The sequence below is a fragment of the Geobacillus sp. FSL W8-1251 genome (assembly GCF_038005945.1).
GTDB lineage: Bacteria > Bacillota > Bacilli > Bacillales > Anoxybacillaceae > Geobacillus > Geobacillus stearothermophilus.
Genome location: NZ_JBBOUF010000001.1, coordinates 2,165,503 through 2,181,772, shown reverse-complemented (window position 1 = coordinate 2,181,772; position 16,270 = coordinate 2,165,503). Strand labels below are relative to the sequence as shown.

The following is a 16,270-nucleotide window of genomic DNA, read 5'->3' as shown; positions in this document are numbered from 1 at the left end:
GCCTGACAGTCGATAAAAGCTGCAAATGGTAAATCTTCAAATTGCATCTATATAGACACCAATTAAACCATTTGATGTTTTTTCCCATGAACCATTCACTGTTATTGATGTTAATTTGTTAGAACCAAATGCATAAGAACCAATTGAATTTACCCCTTTTGGAAGATTTACTGATGTTAAGTTATTACCGTAAAACGCAAAGTCCTTAATTTGCTTTAAAGATTGACCAAATGTCACTGAAGTCAACTCGTTCCCTACAAAAGCAGACTCTCCAATTACAACAATCCCATCAGGAATAACGAATTCTGTAAAATCGTTATTCATAAATGCACCAGTTGGAATTTCTGTGATTGCATTCGATAATGTTACTTTTGTTAATTTGTTATCCGCAAAAACATACTGACCAATTGATTTAACTGAATCAGGTATTACTACTTCTGTTAAATTGTTATACCCAAACGCCCTCTCTCCAATTGTTTCTACTTTTTCTCCGATTATTACTGAAGTTAATAGGTTAGAACTAAAAGCATACTCTCCAATGAACGTAACATTGTCTGGTATTCTAACATTAACAAGATTATTTGCCCGAAAAGCATGAGCCTCAATAGTAACTATATATATGCTCATTGAAAAGTTAACCTTCGTATAAGTGGTGCCCACTCCGGTTATACTGCTCCTAAGGAAAAGCATGGAAAAGGAGCGGAATTCTGCATGAAACGTCTCAAAATCACCAACGATCACGGATGGACACCTCGGACACTTCGCAAACAGGAACGGAAAATCAAAAACACCCTTCTTCGCCAACGGGTGATGGCGGTTCGCCTGGTCATGGAAGGCTATTTGGGCAAAGAGGTGGCCTCCATGGTCAACGTGTGCCGACAAACCGTTTCCCATTATGTGTCGCTGTTCAACGAAGGCGGTCTGGAGCTCTTGCTTCATCGGGATTTCGCCCCCGGGCGGGAGCCGTTTCTCACCGAAGAACAGCAGGAAGAGATCAAACAGCTTGTGTTGACCACCACTCCCGCGGAACTGGGCTGGGACGTCGCTTCGGCGTGGAACACCAAACTCCTGCAATCCTATGTCGAAAAGCACTTCGGTGTTTCCATTTCCCGCGAAGCGTTGCGAAAACTCCTGCACCGCAAAGGGCTGTCGTGGACACGGCCGACCTACACATTGGCGAAAGGCGATCCGGATCGACAAAAGAATTTTGAGAAACAGATCGACTTCATAAAAAAAAACTTAATGGATCCTGATTCGGTCTTGTTGTACCTTGATGAAACACATATCCGCTCTTACCATGTCTTGCGGTCCACATGGTCGGAAGTCGGCCGCCAAAAACAAGTGCCGACGTTCGGCCATCATGCCCACGTATCGCTGTTTGGCGCGGTCAACATCCACGATGGCGAAACGGTGCTTCATCAAACGACCGCTGCCAATGCCGCGACGTTCTTGGATTTCTTGAGAATGCTCAAAGAGCGCTATCCGGACCGTCTCATGGTCTTGGTGTTGGATAACGCCCGCATTCACCATGCCAAAATGGTCAAGGAGTTTTTGCAGGAAGAAGGGCAGTGTTTTCACTTTATTTACCTTCCTCCCTATTCGCCACAGCTGAACCCGATCGAACGCTTATGGAAATGGCTGAAAGATACGGTGATTGCCAATGTATTTCACAAGGATCGCAACGATATCATTCAAGCCATTACTCGGTTTGTCCACTACATCCACGAACGTCCGGAGGAAGTGCTGCAGCGCTTAGGGTGTCAAGGCCGATTATTTTTTCCCCAAAATCGCCGGTTTAAAATTCCCCAGAAGGACCTTTCATTGATCCTTCTGTTTTTCTTCTTGGAGCCTCTTTTCCCGTAATCGATAGCTTTCCCCCTTTAGGTTGAAAATGATGGAATGATGCAGTAATCGATCTAACATCGCTGTCGCCAAAACCGAGTCTCCCACGATTTCTCCCCATTCCCCAAAGCTTTTGTTGGAGGTGAGGATAATCGGGGCATGCTCGTACCGCCGGGCGATCACTTGAAATAAGTAATGAGCGCTGTTCGGGTCCAGTTTTAGATACCCCATTTCATCAATAATGAGAACGGTTGGCTTCACAAAGACACGAAGCTTTTTCTCCAACTTTCCTTCCTGGTCGGCTCTTCTTAACTGATTGACCAAATCGTGGGCGGTAATAAAATACGTTTTATATCCTCTTGCGATCGCCTCCATTCCAATCGAAATTGCCAGATGTGTCTTCCCAATCCCCGGTGGACCGAGAAAGAGGATATTTTCTTTCCGGTCAATAAAGGACAACGTAAGCAGTTCTCGAATCCGGCGCTCATCCACCGAAGGCTGCGCGGTAAAATCAAACGTATCGATCGTCTTGCGATACGGCAGTTTGGACAGCTTGATGAGCGTTTGGATCGATCGTGCCTGTTTTTCGACGATTTCTGCCTCTAATAAGCGGAATAAAAACTCTGAATATGATATATTATGAGTAGAGGCGTATTCTGCCATGGCGGACCATCGCTCCGCCATGACAGGCAAATGGAGTTGGTGGCAATACTCGTGTATTCGTTCTTTCATGAGCTTTCCCCTCGCAGGAATGCGTCATAAACGGACAATGGACGAGTATCCACTTCCACCGAAATAGGCGAAATGGTGGCGGCCATTTCCGTCTGTTTCTTTTTTATTTTTTCGGCGAATGAAATCACTTTTTTCTGTTGGTCCACGTGAGAAATCTCCTCCCCTCGAAAGTACAATCGAATATCTCCATTTAATCGCTCCTTCACCAGAATTTCTTTGCCCGCATACTCCGCCGATAAGAGCCATTGTTCCCCTTTGTAGGAGAAACTGCCATCCCAATGCACCTTCCGATAGGAAAGATAGCTCGTATCGTAATCTTTCAACGGGAGAGGTTTCAGCTGTTCCTCTGCCCAACGCTCTTGCGGAGGAATGCCGGTAGTGGCGTTTGGCTTCCGATTCGCCACTTGATCGAGCCAACGATGTAAAAGGAAATTTAATTCTTCGATGCTTTCAAACGATGTTCCTACATAGAAGTGATCCATAATATACTGAATGGCTCGTTCGACTTTTCCCTTTGTCTGGGCCCGGTAAGGCCGGCATACTTTTGGAATAAATCCGTAGTAACTCGCAAATTCGGAAAATCGTTGATTCCATTTCACCACTCCTTGTTCTCGCCCGTCTGTAACGGTCTTCATATTGTCAAATAACACCTTCTTCGGAACCCCGCCAAAGTACTTGAAGCTCTGAATTAGGCATTCCATTAAGTGTTCCTGATCCTGGCTGACCGTAAATACCGCGTATTTCATCCGCGAATAGCCTAACACAGCCACAAATAGCGATAACTTGACTTTTCTCCCTTCGATCACGACCTCCCCGACTTCTTTCCAATCGACTTGCATTTGTTCGCCAGGAAGCGTTTCATAACGAACGGTGTATTTCTTTTTCGCCGTCTCTCGGAAAGGTTTCATATAGTCTTTTAAAATCGTCTTTCCTCCCGTATAGCCCTGTTGTCGAATTTCAAAAAACAACTTTTCGCTATTAAACACCCCATCTTCTAACATTCGTTTTTGAAGATACGGCTTAAATGGATCTAACTTGCTTTTTCTTTGTTTTCGCTTGGATTTGGAAGGAGGATTGGGGGAGTGAATATATTTTCGGACGGTTTTCCGATCGATCCCCAATTCCCTCGCAATATCGGAAATACTCATTCCCCTTTCATACATCTCTTTGATCATAAAAAATTCCCCTCTCGTAATCATGAACCATAGCTCCTCTCATTGACACTATGGTTCTATTGTAAGTGGGGAATTTTATTCCGGCTATATTGGGGATTTTATCATCGGCTTTAACATAGGGTGTGCAGGATGACTGAGAAGTTAACTCTTCATGTTGCATGTATATACACTCTCAGGTATGTCTATACCCGTTAAATTGTTATGAGAAAATAAACCTTCACTAATAGTTGTAAGACCAACTGGTAGTTTCGCAACTTCAATGTGGTTATCAGCAAACGCATATTTTCCAATATCCGTTACACTGTCAGGTATATCAATACTCGTAAGATTGTTAACAGAAAAAGCATGATCACCTATCACTTTTACTGAACTAGGTAAATTTATAAAATCTATATTGTTCTGAGAAAATGCCCTTAAACCGATATACTCTACACTACTCCCAATAGTTACAGAAGTTAAATCATTATCAAAAAACGCCCAATCGCCTATCCGAGTTACACTCCCCGGTATATCTACCGAGGTCAACTCATTACCCATAAACGCTTGATCACCTATCAGTTTTACACCCTCTGGTATGACTACTGATCTTATCCCACTGTTTAGAAAAGCATTTTCAGCAATCTCTACTACCGAATAACCATCTATCGTACTCGGAATAACTACATCTTTATCCGTTCCTATATACCTGAAAATAGTTACCTCGTTATTTTCCACAAAATACTCGTAATCATTATTGCTATTGTATGACATTTCTGATGCATTCTCATTTGGTGCAGATTGCTCTGCATTGGTATCTGATTCTGTTATCGCTTCTCCTGTGGCTCCGTCTGTTACTTCTCCTGCTATTGCTTCTTCTGTGGTTCCTCCTGTTGATTCTCCTGTTGGTCCTGCTGTTCCTCCTGTTTCTTCTGTGCTTCCTTCATTCGGCGTTTCCGTATTTGTTGCCCCCGACGCTTCTTCTGAAGCTTCTCCTGTTCCTGTAGTAGTTTCCGCATTCTGATTATCTGGATTTTCCGTTCCTGCATTAACCTCTTGATTCGCTTGGCTTTCTTCTTCACTGCTCACTGCACCCCCACTTCCTGTTATTTCGCCAATCGAACCACTTACATCCTCAGCAAGTACCCCTATCGACAATACATTCATCACTAAACCCATTACCAACATGCACGATATGAACTGCTTACTTTGCCTCCTCAACTTTATCATCTCTTTCAACTCCCTTCTTTTTAAAAAGGTGAAATTTTTATTTCCTAGTACTTATAAACTTTCTCTCTCTGCTTGTCTTGAATTTCTACAATCTCTGGACATCTTTTAAATTTTTTCTTACTCCAAGAACTGTCCGTTTTTCTTAAATTACTTTTGAAAATAAAAATAATAAAAGCAGTACCCTTTATGGCACTGCCGTGACATGATTATCACACTTACCTAGAAACCTTATTATCTTCCTACACATGTAAAATTTCTACCTTGAAAATTCTTACACCACAAAATAATCATGAACGAACTTTTAACTCCTAGAAAAAATAACCGATCAGAAACCCGATGATGAAAGATACTGCGAAAATGACTGAACTTACTTGAATGATCAACCTGTAATCCAAATCTCGAAACATAGTTTAGAACCCGCCTTTCGATGATCTTACAGATTAATCTAATTCTTTTTATTGCCGTTTTTAATCGTTCTCTATTTTTATTATTTTTCCCAGTAAAAAACCGCCTTTCTCTTAAAAGAAAGACGGTCTGTTTTTAATTATTATTCCGATTTTACAAACATCCCTAATTCCAATCCTCCAAAGAAAAATAAACAGGCTATTAAAATAATCAACGTTAATATAACTGCGAAAGTAATCCTGTTATACAACCTTACTTTTGGAGTCCTAAAATCATTCGCGCGCATGTTATTACACCTCCCTCTAGAAATGTTGATCTATCAAGGCTTTTCGGCCTCTCAGGGGTGTCCAAAAAATATTTTTCGACAAAATCCCTTACATCCTTTTTCAGTTTTGTGGATATCTTACAGACCTAGGGTGCGCTTCGCGGCCACGGCTGGTTATATTTTCCTGCCGTGGGGGAAGCGTATTCGATGCACCCTTTGGATCTCCGCGTCGCTGATGAGGACGAACCCTCCCATGTCTCCGGGCGTCTTCGCGCCAACATTCCCTCGTTCGGTCTCGTCATCAGGCGGAGGCCGGCCAAGCTCCTTTGGGGACTCAAGGTCGAATGGATAAAATCACGCCAGCTTCTCCGGTGTCATCCTGTTGTCCAACGATTCTTCCGTTCGCAGGGGGAGGCCTTAGGCCGCCCGTTGCACCTGGGACAAGACGTCCTGTTTCATTCGCTCCGCGTCAAAGGCTTGTTTCTTCGTACAAATCGCAAACAGCACATTCAACAGCTTCCGGCACAAGGCGACGATGGATTGCTTTCCGGTCAGCGGGTTGACGGATCGGGTCGTGTAATATTCATGCAGCTCGCGAAACGCCTCGTTGTGCCGGATCAGCGGAATCATCGCCCGAAACAGCACCGAGCGCAGCCGTTTCCGTCCCCGTTTGGAGATGTGCTTTTGCCCTTTGCGCTGGCCGGAGGAGTTCTCCTTGAGCGTCAGGCCCGCCAACTTCACCAATTGGCGCGGGTCCCGATAATGGGCGAAGCTGCCGATCTCCGCCAACAGATCGATAATCGTGGCGTCTCCCAACCCGTCGACCGTTTTCAGCCATTGATACTCCATCGTCGTTTGAACCAATGCCTTCAACTCGGCGTCCAACGCGGCGATCTCCGCCTCCAATTGGCGGTATCGGCGGACGAGCGCGGCGATCTCAAACCGGGCCATCGTCGTCCCTTCCGTCACCCCAATGGAGTCCTTCGCGGCGTTGATCAACGCCTGAATTTTGGCCTTCTGCGGGCATTTCAGCCCTTCGCTTTGCCGGTACACCTCGATGAGCTCCTCGGCGGATCGGCCGGCCATATCGGCCGGAAGCGGCGTCCACTCCAGCACCGAAAGCGCCGTTTTCCCCAGGTCGCGAAACACCGTCCAAAACTCCGGAAAATATCGGTCGGTCCAGCGGACGATCGCGTTTTTCACCGCCGTCTGTTCCTTGCGGAGCTTCTCTTTGAGCGTGCTTCCCACGCGCAAATCGGCTTCGATCTCGTGCAGCAGCCGGGGGACGAGGAATCGTCCGTCTTTTGCCAGTCTGGCAATGACCAGGGCGTCTTTGGCGTCGTGTTTCGTCGGCAGGTTGTCATCGAGTTCTTTCGACCGGCACACATGCGCCGGGTTGACCATGACCAACGGGATCCCGTGCTCCTCGAGGAAGTAGGCCAGGTTCAACCAGTAGTGCCCGGTCGGCTCCACCGCGACGATCACCTCTGACTTCCCAAACGCTTGCATCGCCTCCTGAATCGCTTTATACAGCTGCTGAAACCCCTCTTTCGACTGGAAGATCGGGAACGACTTGCGAAGCACGCGCCCCCGGTCATCCACGAAGCAGGCGTAGTGAGTTCGTTTCGCGATATCGATGCCCACGACAAGCGTTTGTTCCGTAACTTGATCAATTTTATAGTTTTGTGTACAATTCATCTGAAGTCCTCCTTGGCATGATGGTAGGTATTGTTTGACACCCCTGCATCATACCAAGAGGGCTTTTTTTGATCAAGTCCCCGGAAAAGCTCCTAACGGGAATGCTCCTTTTATTTTATATTTGATGTCCACTATGATTTAGCTCACGAATACACTCTTAAAATCGTCTGTTATGTATCGACATAAAAAAGATGATGCTATTTAATAACATCATCTCAAAATTGAAATCTATTATTTTTTCGCTTTTGTAACAGTACCATCTTTATTTATTATATCTCCATTAGTCGGTTGAACTTTTACATATTCTCCTTCTTCAAAACCTTTCGATAAATCTAAATACCTTAAAGACTGCACTTCAAACCAATGACTACCTATTTGCACAAATGCATCTGCATGGTCTTCATCTGCTAGAATCATTGTATTGTACCCCATAGCATCTAATAATGCTGAATATACTTGAGCATCTGAATCACAATCTGATAACTTATTAACCAAAGCGTCATACGCTGATTCAGGTTTACCATTTCTAGGGTCATCTGTATCTTGTAACAACTCATTTGATATTGTTTTAATTTTATAAACTTTCTTTATATCCTCTTTACTTACCTTTTTATCAACTAAATCTTTTAACGCTTGTTCAGCTTGAAACATACCCCTATAATCTAGTGAACCTACTTTATATTTTTCTTTTCTAACCCCATCTAAATACATATCAAAGTATTTAGCGTATCTACCATCTACCCAAGGCTCTTTATCTAATCTCTTTAACTCATTTCTTACAATCTCCATTACTTTGTTATATTCAGCTTGATTCTTTACTCCATATGTGTGTCTTCCATAATCTACTGTGATACCGTTTACGACCTGCTTTTTATTGTTTTGAAGGTACGTATCATAATTTTTCAAGAACACTGCAATATGTGCTCTTAATAGCTTTTCTTTTACTCCAAAGGATTCATACGTTTTAGGGTATTTACCATTTTTATCTGGATAACCATTTGTTATCTTTGCATCATACATGAATTTTACTGCATCTTTTTCCGTTACCACTTTCTTATAATGTGCTGACGCTAAAATTTGAGCCATTGTCCCACGTGAAATCGGTTTGTACGCATCTGCACGATTTTTAAAATTCGCTTTTGTAGGCAACTTATATTTTTCCGCCATTTGATACACAACCGATAAATCAAATTTCGGGTCTTTTGGTTTTGTGTTTTTCAACTCATCAGGATATAAATAACGGAATAAAATCGTTAAAAACTGACCTTCTGTCAATGTGTCCATCGGTTTTAACAAGTTTTCTACTTTCCCCGTTTTCGGGTTTTTCACATTCATATACCCCGTGATTAATCCTTTGTCCAATGCCCAAAGCATTGGCTCTGACCAGTATTGACCATCTTTATAGTCAGCATACACCACTTTTGGTTTCGGCGGAGTTTGTTGTGGTGGAGTTGTTGGTGTTGAAGTACCGCTTTTTACCGTTGTAAATGACCATGTTTTGTTTTGAATAGGAGCATTTTCTTCTAAATCATCTTTATAATTAACAGAAACAGTATATCTCTCACCATAAGCTAACTCATTTTTTGGATATATAAACCAAGTACCTCCCGTATCCTCTAAAAAGAAAGGTAATGAATTACCTTTACTATCTGTTATCCTGAATCCGTGATAAAAACGCGTTCAAACTGCTGAGAAAGCTTGATAAATCAACAAATATCACACTTTTTGCTTTTCACTCAATAAGTGAACATCCGAAACTGGGCTAAACCCTTGATATGATTACGTTTTCCGGTGCTTTTGATGAGCTGCTGTCACGGATTCAGGTGTTATTTTAACATCTATATTTTCTGTATATATACTAGGTGCTGAAAAACTTACTATATAACCTGATTTACTTACTTTGAATTTTTCCAAAGGGTTTGGAATTTCGTGACCATAAAACCCAATCGGTACATCTTTTTGACCATCATAAGGATAAATTGAAATCTCATTATTTTGACTGTCCGCTGAATATGCATATACTGCTACAACTGTACCGTTATTTATTGCTACCCCGACACTTTCTAATTCAGGGTGAACTAAAGGTTCTCTATGATATGCTGTGTTTAAAAACGATTTTATACCGTCTGTAATTTTGGTTTTTCCATAACTAACTCCCTCTCCTATACCACCTTCAAGTAAACTAAAACCACCTACTGCTTTTACCCTATCTGAAGGAGTTTTTCCTGTAAAACCTTTGTTACCGCTTATTTCACTATGACCTTTTGTTTTATTCAAAAATAGATAATTCGCATGATTCTCTGCCGCCTTAATTAAAAATGGGTTTAATTTCACTGGTTTTAATCCGATATTTTTTCTTACCTCGTTAATGTAATCCAATGCCTCTTGTTGTTCTTTCGTAAACTCATACCCTGCTGCTTCTACTTTGGTAGGCTCGGATGAAAATGTCGGTAATACCCCTCCTAACGCTAACGAAAACGCTAACCCTAACGATACAACTTTTTTCATCTTTTTACCTCCCATTCGATTTGTCATCAAATATTCGGCTAAAAACTCAATCACTATATAACTGCTCCTTCAACCATTGAAAAATTAAGTGGTTTATTTGATGTCTACATCAAAATTATACTATTTTTTTCTAGGGTTAGACCATAACAATTTATACACATGCACTTTATCTAAAATCATAAAATAACTAGTATCGTTAAATTAACTCAAGTTTTTGTACATTAAGAACCCCCTCTATATGAAGTGACCCCTGTCAAGTAGACAGGGGTCACTTCATGCGAAGGCATCCTTCATCTATTACTTCTTCAAGTTGTAGAACGTTTTTACTCCATCGTATACCGCTGTTTCGCCTAATTGGTCTTCAATGCGAAGCAATTGATTGTATTTTGCGACGCGGTCTGTGCGTGATGGCGCACCTGTTTTAATTTGACCTGCGTTTGTTGCCACCGCGATGTCGGCGATTGTGCTATCTTCTGTTTCACCAGAACGGTGAGAAATTACTGCTGTATAGCCTGCGCGTTTCGCCATTTCGATTGCTTCGAACGTTTCTGTTAACGTCCCGATTTGGTTTACCTTAATTAAGATTGAGTTTCCGACACCTTGTTCGATGCCTTGTGCTAATTTTTTCGTGTTCGTTACGAACAAGTCGTCACCAACAAGTTGTACTTTTTTGCCTAGGCGCTCTGTTAATAATTTATGACCAGCCCAGTCATTTTCGTCTAAGCCGTCTTCAATCGAGATGATCGGATATTTGTTGACAAGCTCTTCATACCAAGCAACCATTTCCTCTGACGTTTTCACAACGCCTTCGCCTTCTAAATGGTATTTGCCTGTTTCTTTGTTGTAAAGCTCAGAAGATGCCACGTCCATCGCAAGCATCACTTCTGTGCCTGGTTTGTAGCCTGCTTTTTCAATCGCTTCGATAATTGTTTCCAACGCTTCTTCGTTTGATTTTAAGTTTGGAGCGAATCCACCTTCATCACCAACAGCGGTGTTGTAGCCTTTCGCTTTTAACACTGATTTTAAGCTATGGAAAATTTCCGCACCCATACGGAGCGCTTCACGGAAGTTTGGTGCGCCAACTGGCATAATCATAAATTCTTGAATGTCAACGTTGTTATCTGCATGCGCACCGCCATTTAAAATGTTCATCATTGGCACTGGCAATGTTTTTGCGTTAAAGCCACCTAAATATTGGTACAATGACAGGCCGAACTCGTCCGCTGCCGCGTGAGCCACGATTTGTAGAAATTTGTAGAAAGATGAAGAAATTTGTCAGAAAATTTTTGTTACCCCTCACGAATTCTCTGTATTACAATAATGTATGACATCTAAAATAACCGAAATTATTTTAGGGGGGAATAAAGATGAATTCACTACAAAAAGTAGCTCATAGAGTTGTGAGCTCAGTAGCAAACGATTTAAGGGACAATACGTTGACAAATCTAGTGTCTATTCCTCTTGGAGCTGCCAAAGGTGGACAAATGGCTTACAAAGCCGCTACAACAGGATTTACGATGCTGGAAAGGAAAGCCGCACTATATACATGCAACATGAAGAGTTAACTTCTCAGTCATCCTGCACACCCTAAGCGCTGCAGCACTTCCTCCGGACGTTCGTGGATGTAGTGGACAAACCGAGTAATGGCTTGAATGATATCGTTGCGATCCTTGTGAAATACATTGGCAATCACCGTATCTTTCAGCCATTTCCATAAGCGTTCGATCGGGTTCAGCTGTGGCGAATAGGGAGGAAGGTAAATAAAGTGAAAACACTGCCCTTCTTCCTGCAAAAACTCCTTGACCATTTTGGCATGGTGAATGCGGGCGTTATCCAACACCAAGACCATGAGACGGTCCGGATAGCGCTCTTTGAGCATTCTCAAGAAATCCAAGAACGTCGCGGCATTGGCAGCGGTCGTTTGATGAAGCACCGTTTCGCCATCGTGGATGTTGACCGCGCCAAACAGCGATACGTGGGCATGATGGCCGAACGTCGGCACTTGTTTTTGGCGGCCGACTTCCGACCATGTGGACCGCAAGACATGGTAAGAGCGGATATGTGTTTCATCAAGGTACAACAAGACCGAATCAGGATCCATTAAGTTTTTTTTTATGAAGTCGATCTGTTTCTCAAAATTCTTTTGTCGATCCGGATCGCCTTTCGCCAATGTGTAGGTCGGCCGTGTCCACGACAGCCCTTTGCGGTGCAGGAGTTTTCGCAACGCTTCGCGGGAAATGGAAACACCGAAGTGCTTTTCGACATAGGATTGCAGGAGTTTGGTGTTCCACGCCGAAGCGACGTCCCAGCCCAGTTCCGCGGGAGTGGTGGTCAACACAAGCTGTTTGATCTCTTCCTGCTGTTCTTCGGTGAGAAACGGCTCCCGCCCGGGGGCGAAATCCCGATGAAGCAAGAGCTCCAGACCGCCTTCGTTGAACAGCGACACATAATGGGAAACGGTTTGTCGGCACACGTTGACCATGGAGGCCACCTCTTTGCCCAAATAGCCTTCCATGACCAGGCGAACCGCCATCACCCGTTGGCGAAGAAGGGTGTTTTTGATTTTCCGTTCCTGTTTGCGAAGTGTCCGAGGTGTCCATCCGTGATCGTTGGTGATTTTGAGACGTTTCATGCAGAATTCCGCTCCTTTTCCATGCTTTTCCTTAGGAGCAGTATAACCGGAGTGGGCACCACTTATACGAAGGTTAACTTTTCAATGAGCATATATATAAAAACAACAATGGGAGCTGTTAAAGGTGGAGCTGTTGGCTATATCGGGGGTAACGTAGCTGCCGAAGTATCTAACAAAATAATAGGTGTAGAAAAATGGTTTGATAATACCAAAATTGGAAAATCGATAGATAAAGGTATAACAAAAGCAGAAAACTGGTTACATAAAGCAATTGGTGGTGGGTCGTATTAACATTGTAGAGATTTGCTCATGTACAGCACTAGACCACCATTTAAAACCATTAAATAAAAAGAATGTGTTTAATTATTTGGACGAAGTTGTTATTGTATGGTGCAAAGCAGTAAACATTAAACAGGACACCAAGATAATGATGGAGTGGTACAATCCGGGTGAAGAATTAGTTTTTACAATAAGCATTGATTTAGAAAAAACAAATAACCACAGACCGTTCAGATATTTTTGGAGTCTAATGAAATATAGCTTATTGTATGGAATACAAGGAAAAAAGTTCGGAAAATGGACTGTAAAAATTACACCTTTGAATATAATGTACACATTCATGGTAACTGAACTTTCAACAAACTACAAAAACAAAATGAATCCTGATACGAAGACATCCTTATTTGATAAAACGATATAAATTCAACAGAGGGATACAAAAATGAGTAAAGCAAAAATTATATTTACTGCCATGACAGGCGTTATCATAGGGTTAATCGTTAGTCTTTTATTATTAGTCATAAAAAGTACCGCAAAGGATTTTTTAAAAACATACTCCCTCGATTGGGTTATTGATGTGCTACTTTTTCTCATATTTATCGTAATTGTAATACAATATATCCAAAAGAAGAGAAAAAACTAGAAATAAAGGATGCCCTCATGCTGAAGTGACCCCTGTCAAGTAGACAGGAATAAAAAAGCACATTTAAGCAGCCTGAGTCCTATATTCATAAGGGCTCAGGTTGTTTAATTTCTTTTGGAAACGTTCGTGGTTATAAAAACGAATATACTTGTGTACGGCATCCTTTACCTCTTGGGCTGTACGGAAAGAGTACAGATGGAAACACTCTGCCTTGAAATGGCTAAAAAAGTTTTCCATGCAGGCATTGTCCAAACAGTTCCCTTTTCTGGACATACTGGCCTTTATATTGTATCTTTTAAGTAAGTTGTTGTATTGGCGGGATGTATACTGGAACCCCTGATCGCTATGTAGGAGGAGTCCATTTACATTCCGTTTTTTTATGGCCTTTTTTAGTGTATCAAGCACCAGTTTGATGTCATTTCTCGAACTAATATGGTAGGCCACAATTTCATTATTGTATAGGTCTTTAATGGCGGACAAATAGAGTTTTTGCCCATTAAAAATCAAATATGTAATATCTGTCACCCATTTCTCGTTTGGCTTTGACGCGTGAAACTCCCTGTTTAGATGATTGTCCGAAATGACATAAGGCTCTTTCTTCCCGTAATAAGGCCGTTTCTTCCGAATCACCGCACAAATTCCCATCTCTCTCATCAACCTTTGTACTCGTTTATGGTTGATATTCAGTTTGTATTTTCTCTTAAGCCAGACTTTGACTCTCCGATACCCATAGATGCCTTTCAGTCCTTCATGGCACTCCTCGATTTTTTTCTTTAGATGCTCGTCTTCCAATTGCTTCTGAGAAGGGCGTTCCTGTCGTTTTACCCACTTGTAGTATCCACTTCGAGACACTCCTGCTATCTCACATAATTGTTGAATCGAACCATGACACCCAGCCATTTCTTGAATGATTGCGAATTTCTTTTGAGCTGGTACGGCTTCCATTCCCCCTTTCACATCTTTAAAAGCTTTTTTAGCATCTCTACTTCCGCCTCAAGACGCTTGATTTTCGTTTCAGGATCTTCTGGACGAGTTCTCGGTCTTCCTTTGCTTGGTCCTTTTGCCTTCCCTCGTTTTTCCTCTAGACCTTGTATTCCTTCCTGTTCATAGTATTTAACCCATCGACGTACCATGGAATGATCAATCCCTAATTCTTTAGCCACTGTTTTGTAGCCCATGCCCTCTTTCAAATATAAATCCACTGCTTTCTTTTTAAACTTTACATCATATGTTTTTCGTATTTTCCCCATAGAAAAATCCCCTCCATAGTAGACAGATTAATTGTCTTTCTTTTTTCTGTCTACTATAAGGGGATCATATCAATACGAGGGGGTGTTCTTATATTTCAATACCAGTTTGGATCGCTGCCACTGCTAATGGGTAAGGGTCTATGCCGTTTGCTCTGTACCCCTCTAATATCGTGTCATAATACTTTGCACTCGGTGCTTGCACTGACCTTACAGCTGTATTCATAATATACACTAACGCTTTTATCTCTATGTTATCGCTCTTATCCCCAACTACTATTGTATTGTCATTTATGTTTTCTAACTTTACCTTTATCTCTTCTTTTCGATATAATCCCCTCGCTACTCCCTCATAACGGTCTAAACGCTTTTCATCTTCCTCCGTAATCGCCCACACTACCACAGGAACCTCTTTACCCTTAGCTGGAACTATGTTCGCATAATACCTAAACTCAAGTTCGTAATTTTCTATCTTGCCAGTCCCCACTACTACACTATTCGGACATCTGTTTGCCATTTGAACTAGATTCATATTTGAACCGTAAGCTGCATATAATCTATACTTACTCATGTTTAAACACCTCTTTAGCAATATTTTTATTTATCTACACTTGTACTAATTCATCTTCTCATCAATAAAATCTGTATAAATTTAATTTTTAAAGCCTCCTTTATCCCATTAGAAGATATGGCTGTAATCCTCTACCATCTCATTGGTTACTTTATTCTTGTATGCCGAATTGCCCTCTATGTGCTTTAATAAATGATACCTCATTGTCTTAAATTCATCTCCTATCCCACCCATTTTTAATAACCAGACTCGAAATGTGTATTTAGGATTGTTTGTTACCGTTACCTTATAACTTGCTTTTTTCTGATTTAATGACTGTGCTACGATTAATAACACTAATTGTATAAACGCCTTGATTTTACCTGCATGCAATGTTCCATTAAAAATACGAAATTCCACCGCATTGTATTTACCCCTCAATAAATTATGAAGATTTAATACTTGATATCTCGAATGGTGATATCTATTGTTCCTAGCATCTCTACTTGTCGATGCATCGCCATACCATATGTCAGCAAACTCTTCTAACGTTTTAGGTTTTACTTTGTTTAACTTACGAATGAAATCTTCTGTCAAATCACTGCAATACCTTTTCCTTATGTGATTTACTCTTAATGCTGCACCTAATAAATTTTGCTTCGAATATATGATGTTGCATAAGATTCTTAAACTGTTTGCCGTAAACTTGTCTGAACCAACATGAATATGTAGTCCTGTACTCTCATTTACTTTCGCTTGACCACGCTCCCTTAAATCTCTGATTAAACACTGCAACAACTCTATATCGCTGTAATTCAATATCGGACTCACTAACTCACATTTGTATTCATCTGTACCAATATCTACTTTTCTACCTATCAACATTTCTGGTGTTATTGAAGAATCCCTGACTATTTTCCATACTCGATCACAATTGTCGCGAATCTCATACACATCATAAGTACCCCCTCTATATTTGGGAATCGTATCAAAAAATTCTGCCACTAAATTTGCTGCTATCCTCCTCGTCACCCTCGTAAACTCTACCTCCACCCCAAAAGTTAACGACCTCGGATTCACTACCATCT

Annotated in this window: 15 protein-coding genes and 1 pseudogene; 3 read left to right on the top strand and 13 right to left on the bottom strand. The window is 41.7% G+C overall.

Features of this window, described 5'->3' with window-relative positions:
- Positions 1-36: 36 nt before the first annotated feature.
- Entirely contained in the window at positions 37-741 is a 705-nt protein-coding gene (locus tag NSS88_RS11475) for a leucine-rich repeat domain-containing protein (protein WP_341084623.1), read from the bottom strand.
- On the opposite strand from NSS88_RS11475, the gene NSS88_RS11470 reads away from it, so the two are divergent.
- Positions 712-1,863: an IS630 family transposase gene (locus tag NSS88_RS11470; protein ID WP_341084620.1), complete on the top strand. Its 1,152-nt coding sequence runs from the start codon at positions 712-714 to the stop codon at positions 1,861-1,863. The genes NSS88_RS11475 and NSS88_RS11470 overlap by 30 nt on opposite strands.
- On the opposite strand, the gene istB is transcribed toward NSS88_RS11470, so the two are convergent.
- The 7 genes and pseudogenes from istB to eno form a co-directional block, all read right to left on the bottom strand.
- The gene (gene istB, locus NSS88_RS11465) at positions 1,819-2,574 is read right to left on the bottom strand and encodes an IS21-like element IS5376 family helper ATPase IstB (protein ID WP_061580738.1); all 756 of its coding nucleotides are present in this window, start codon (positions 2,572-2,574) and stop codon (positions 1,819-1,821) included. The two genes, NSS88_RS11470 and istB, sit on opposite strands and share 45 nt — an antisense overlap.
- On the bottom strand, positions 2,571-3,773 hold the full coding sequence (gene istA, locus NSS88_RS11460; protein WP_061580737.1) for an IS21-like element IS5376 family transposase: 1,203 nt from the start codon (positions 3,771-3,773) through the stop codon (positions 2,571-2,573). The genes istB and istA overlap by 4 nt, the downstream gene beginning before the upstream one ends.
- 117 nt (positions 3,774-3,890) lie before the next feature.
- The gene (locus tag NSS88_RS11455) at positions 3,891-4,892 is read right to left on the bottom strand and encodes a leucine-rich repeat protein (RefSeq protein WP_341084617.1); all 1,002 of its coding nucleotides are present in this window, start codon (positions 4,890-4,892) and stop codon (positions 3,891-3,893) included.
- 1,150 nt (positions 4,893-6,042) lie between these two features.
- A complete protein-coding gene (locus tag NSS88_RS11450; protein ID WP_014195603.1) occupies positions 6,043-7,323 on the bottom strand; it encodes an IS110 family transposase in 1,281 nt (426 codons plus the stop codon).
- A 231-nt stretch (positions 7,324-7,554) separates the two neighbouring features.
- A complete protein-coding gene (locus tag NSS88_RS11445) occupies positions 7,555-8,739 on the bottom strand; it encodes a hypothetical protein (RefSeq protein ID WP_341084614.1) in 1,185 nt (394 codons plus the stop codon).
- A 363-nt stretch (positions 8,740-9,102) separates the two neighbouring features.
- Positions 9,103-9,885, bottom strand: a complete 783-nt coding sequence (locus tag NSS88_RS11440; RefSeq protein WP_341084610.1) for a CAP domain-containing protein — start codon at positions 9,883-9,885, stop codon at positions 9,103-9,105.
- A gap of 243 nt (positions 9,886-10,128) precedes the next feature.
- Positions 10,129-11,070, bottom strand: a pseudogene (gene eno / locus NSS88_RS11435) (phosphopyruvate hydratase); the annotation flags it as partial.
- A gap of 128 nt (positions 11,071-11,198) precedes the next feature.
- Between eno and NSS88_RS11430 the strand changes: the two are divergent.
- Positions 11,199-11,396, top strand: a complete 198-nt coding sequence (locus NSS88_RS11430) for a hypothetical protein (protein WP_341084607.1) — start codon at positions 11,199-11,201, stop codon at positions 11,394-11,396.
- 8 nt (positions 11,397-11,404) lie between these two features.
- Here NSS88_RS11430 and NSS88_RS11425 read toward each other — a convergent pair whose 3' ends face one another.
- The gene (locus NSS88_RS11425; RefSeq protein WP_339239467.1) at positions 11,405-12,463 is read right to left on the bottom strand and encodes an IS630 family transposase; all 1,059 of its coding nucleotides are present in this window, start codon (positions 12,461-12,463) and stop codon (positions 11,405-11,407) included.
- Between the two features lie 84 nt (positions 12,464-12,547).
- On the opposite strand from NSS88_RS11425, the gene NSS88_RS11420 reads away from it, so the two are divergent.
- Entirely contained in the window at positions 12,548-12,754 is a 207-nt protein-coding gene (locus NSS88_RS11420; protein ID WP_341084604.1) for a hypothetical protein, read from the top strand.
- A gap of 694 nt (positions 12,755-13,448) precedes the next feature.
- Here NSS88_RS11420 and NSS88_RS11415 read toward each other — a convergent pair.
- The 4 genes from NSS88_RS11415 to NSS88_RS11400 all read right to left on the bottom strand — a co-directional run bounded on the left by NSS88_RS11415 (position 13,449) and on the right by NSS88_RS11400 (position 16,268).
- Positions 13,449-14,330 (bottom strand): IS3 family transposase, encoded by an 882-nt coding sequence (locus NSS88_RS11415; protein ID WP_341084601.1) that lies wholly within the window; start codon positions 14,328-14,330, stop codon positions 13,449-13,451.
- 8 nt (positions 14,331-14,338) lie between these two features.
- A complete protein-coding gene (locus NSS88_RS11410; protein WP_061567191.1) occupies positions 14,339-14,635 on the bottom strand; it encodes a transposase in 297 nt (98 codons plus the stop codon).
- Between the two features lie 88 nt (positions 14,636-14,723).
- Positions 14,724-15,203 (bottom strand): gamma-glutamylcyclotransferase family protein, encoded by a 480-nt coding sequence (locus NSS88_RS11405; RefSeq protein WP_064213516.1) that lies wholly within the window; start codon positions 15,201-15,203, stop codon positions 14,724-14,726.
- Positions 15,204-15,311: 108 nt separating this feature from the next.
- Entirely contained in the window at positions 15,312-16,268 is a 957-nt protein-coding gene (locus NSS88_RS11400) for an amidoligase family protein (protein WP_341084591.1), read from the bottom strand.
- Between the last annotated feature and the right edge of the window lie 2 nt (positions 16,269-16,270).

What these genes read in the sequence shown, in the direction of transcription:
- NSS88_RS11470 (WP_341084620.1), top strand. Translation starts at nt 712, where the DNA reads ATGAAACGTCTCAAAATCACCAACGATCACGGATGGACACCTCGGACA.
- istB (WP_061580738.1), bottom strand. Translation starts at nt 2,574, where the DNA reads ATGAAAGAACGAATACACGAGTATTGCCACCAACTCCATTTGCCTGTC.
- istA (WP_061580737.1), bottom strand. Translation starts at nt 3,773, where the DNA reads ATGATTACGAGAGGGGAATTTTTTATGATCAAAGAGATGTATGAAAGG.
- NSS88_RS11455 (WP_341084617.1), bottom strand. Translation starts at nt 4,892, where the DNA reads ATGAATGTATTGTCGATAGGGGTACTTGCTGAGGATGTAAGTGGTTCG.
- NSS88_RS11450 (WP_014195603.1), bottom strand. Translation starts at nt 7,323, where the DNA reads ATGAATTGTACACAAAACTATAAAATTGATCAAGTTACGGAACAAACG.
- NSS88_RS11430 (WP_341084607.1), top strand. Translation starts at nt 11,199, where the DNA reads ATGAATTCACTACAAAAAGTAGCTCATAGAGTTGTGAGCTCAGTAGCA.
- NSS88_RS11425 (WP_339239467.1), bottom strand. Translation starts at nt 12,463, where the DNA reads ATGAAACGTCTCAAAATCACCAACGATCACGGATGGACACCTCGGACA.
- NSS88_RS11420 (WP_341084604.1), top strand. Translation starts at nt 12,548, where the DNA reads ATGAGCATATATATAAAAACAACAATGGGAGCTGTTAAAGGTGGAGCT.
- NSS88_RS11415 (WP_341084601.1), bottom strand. Translation starts at nt 14,330, where the DNA reads ATGGAAGCCGTACCAGCTCAAAAGAAATTCGCAATCATTCAAGAAATG.
- NSS88_RS11410 (WP_061567191.1), bottom strand. Translation starts at nt 14,635, where the DNA reads ATGGGGAAAATACGAAAAACATATGATGTAAAGTTTAAAAAGAAAGCA.
- NSS88_RS11405 (WP_064213516.1), bottom strand. Translation starts at nt 15,203, where the DNA reads ATGAGTAAGTATAGATTATATGCAGCTTACGGTTCAAATATGAATCTA.
- NSS88_RS11400 (WP_341084591.1), bottom strand. Translation starts at nt 16,268, where the DNA reads ATGGTAGTGAATCCGAGGTCGTTAACTTTTGGGGTGGAGGTAGAGTTT.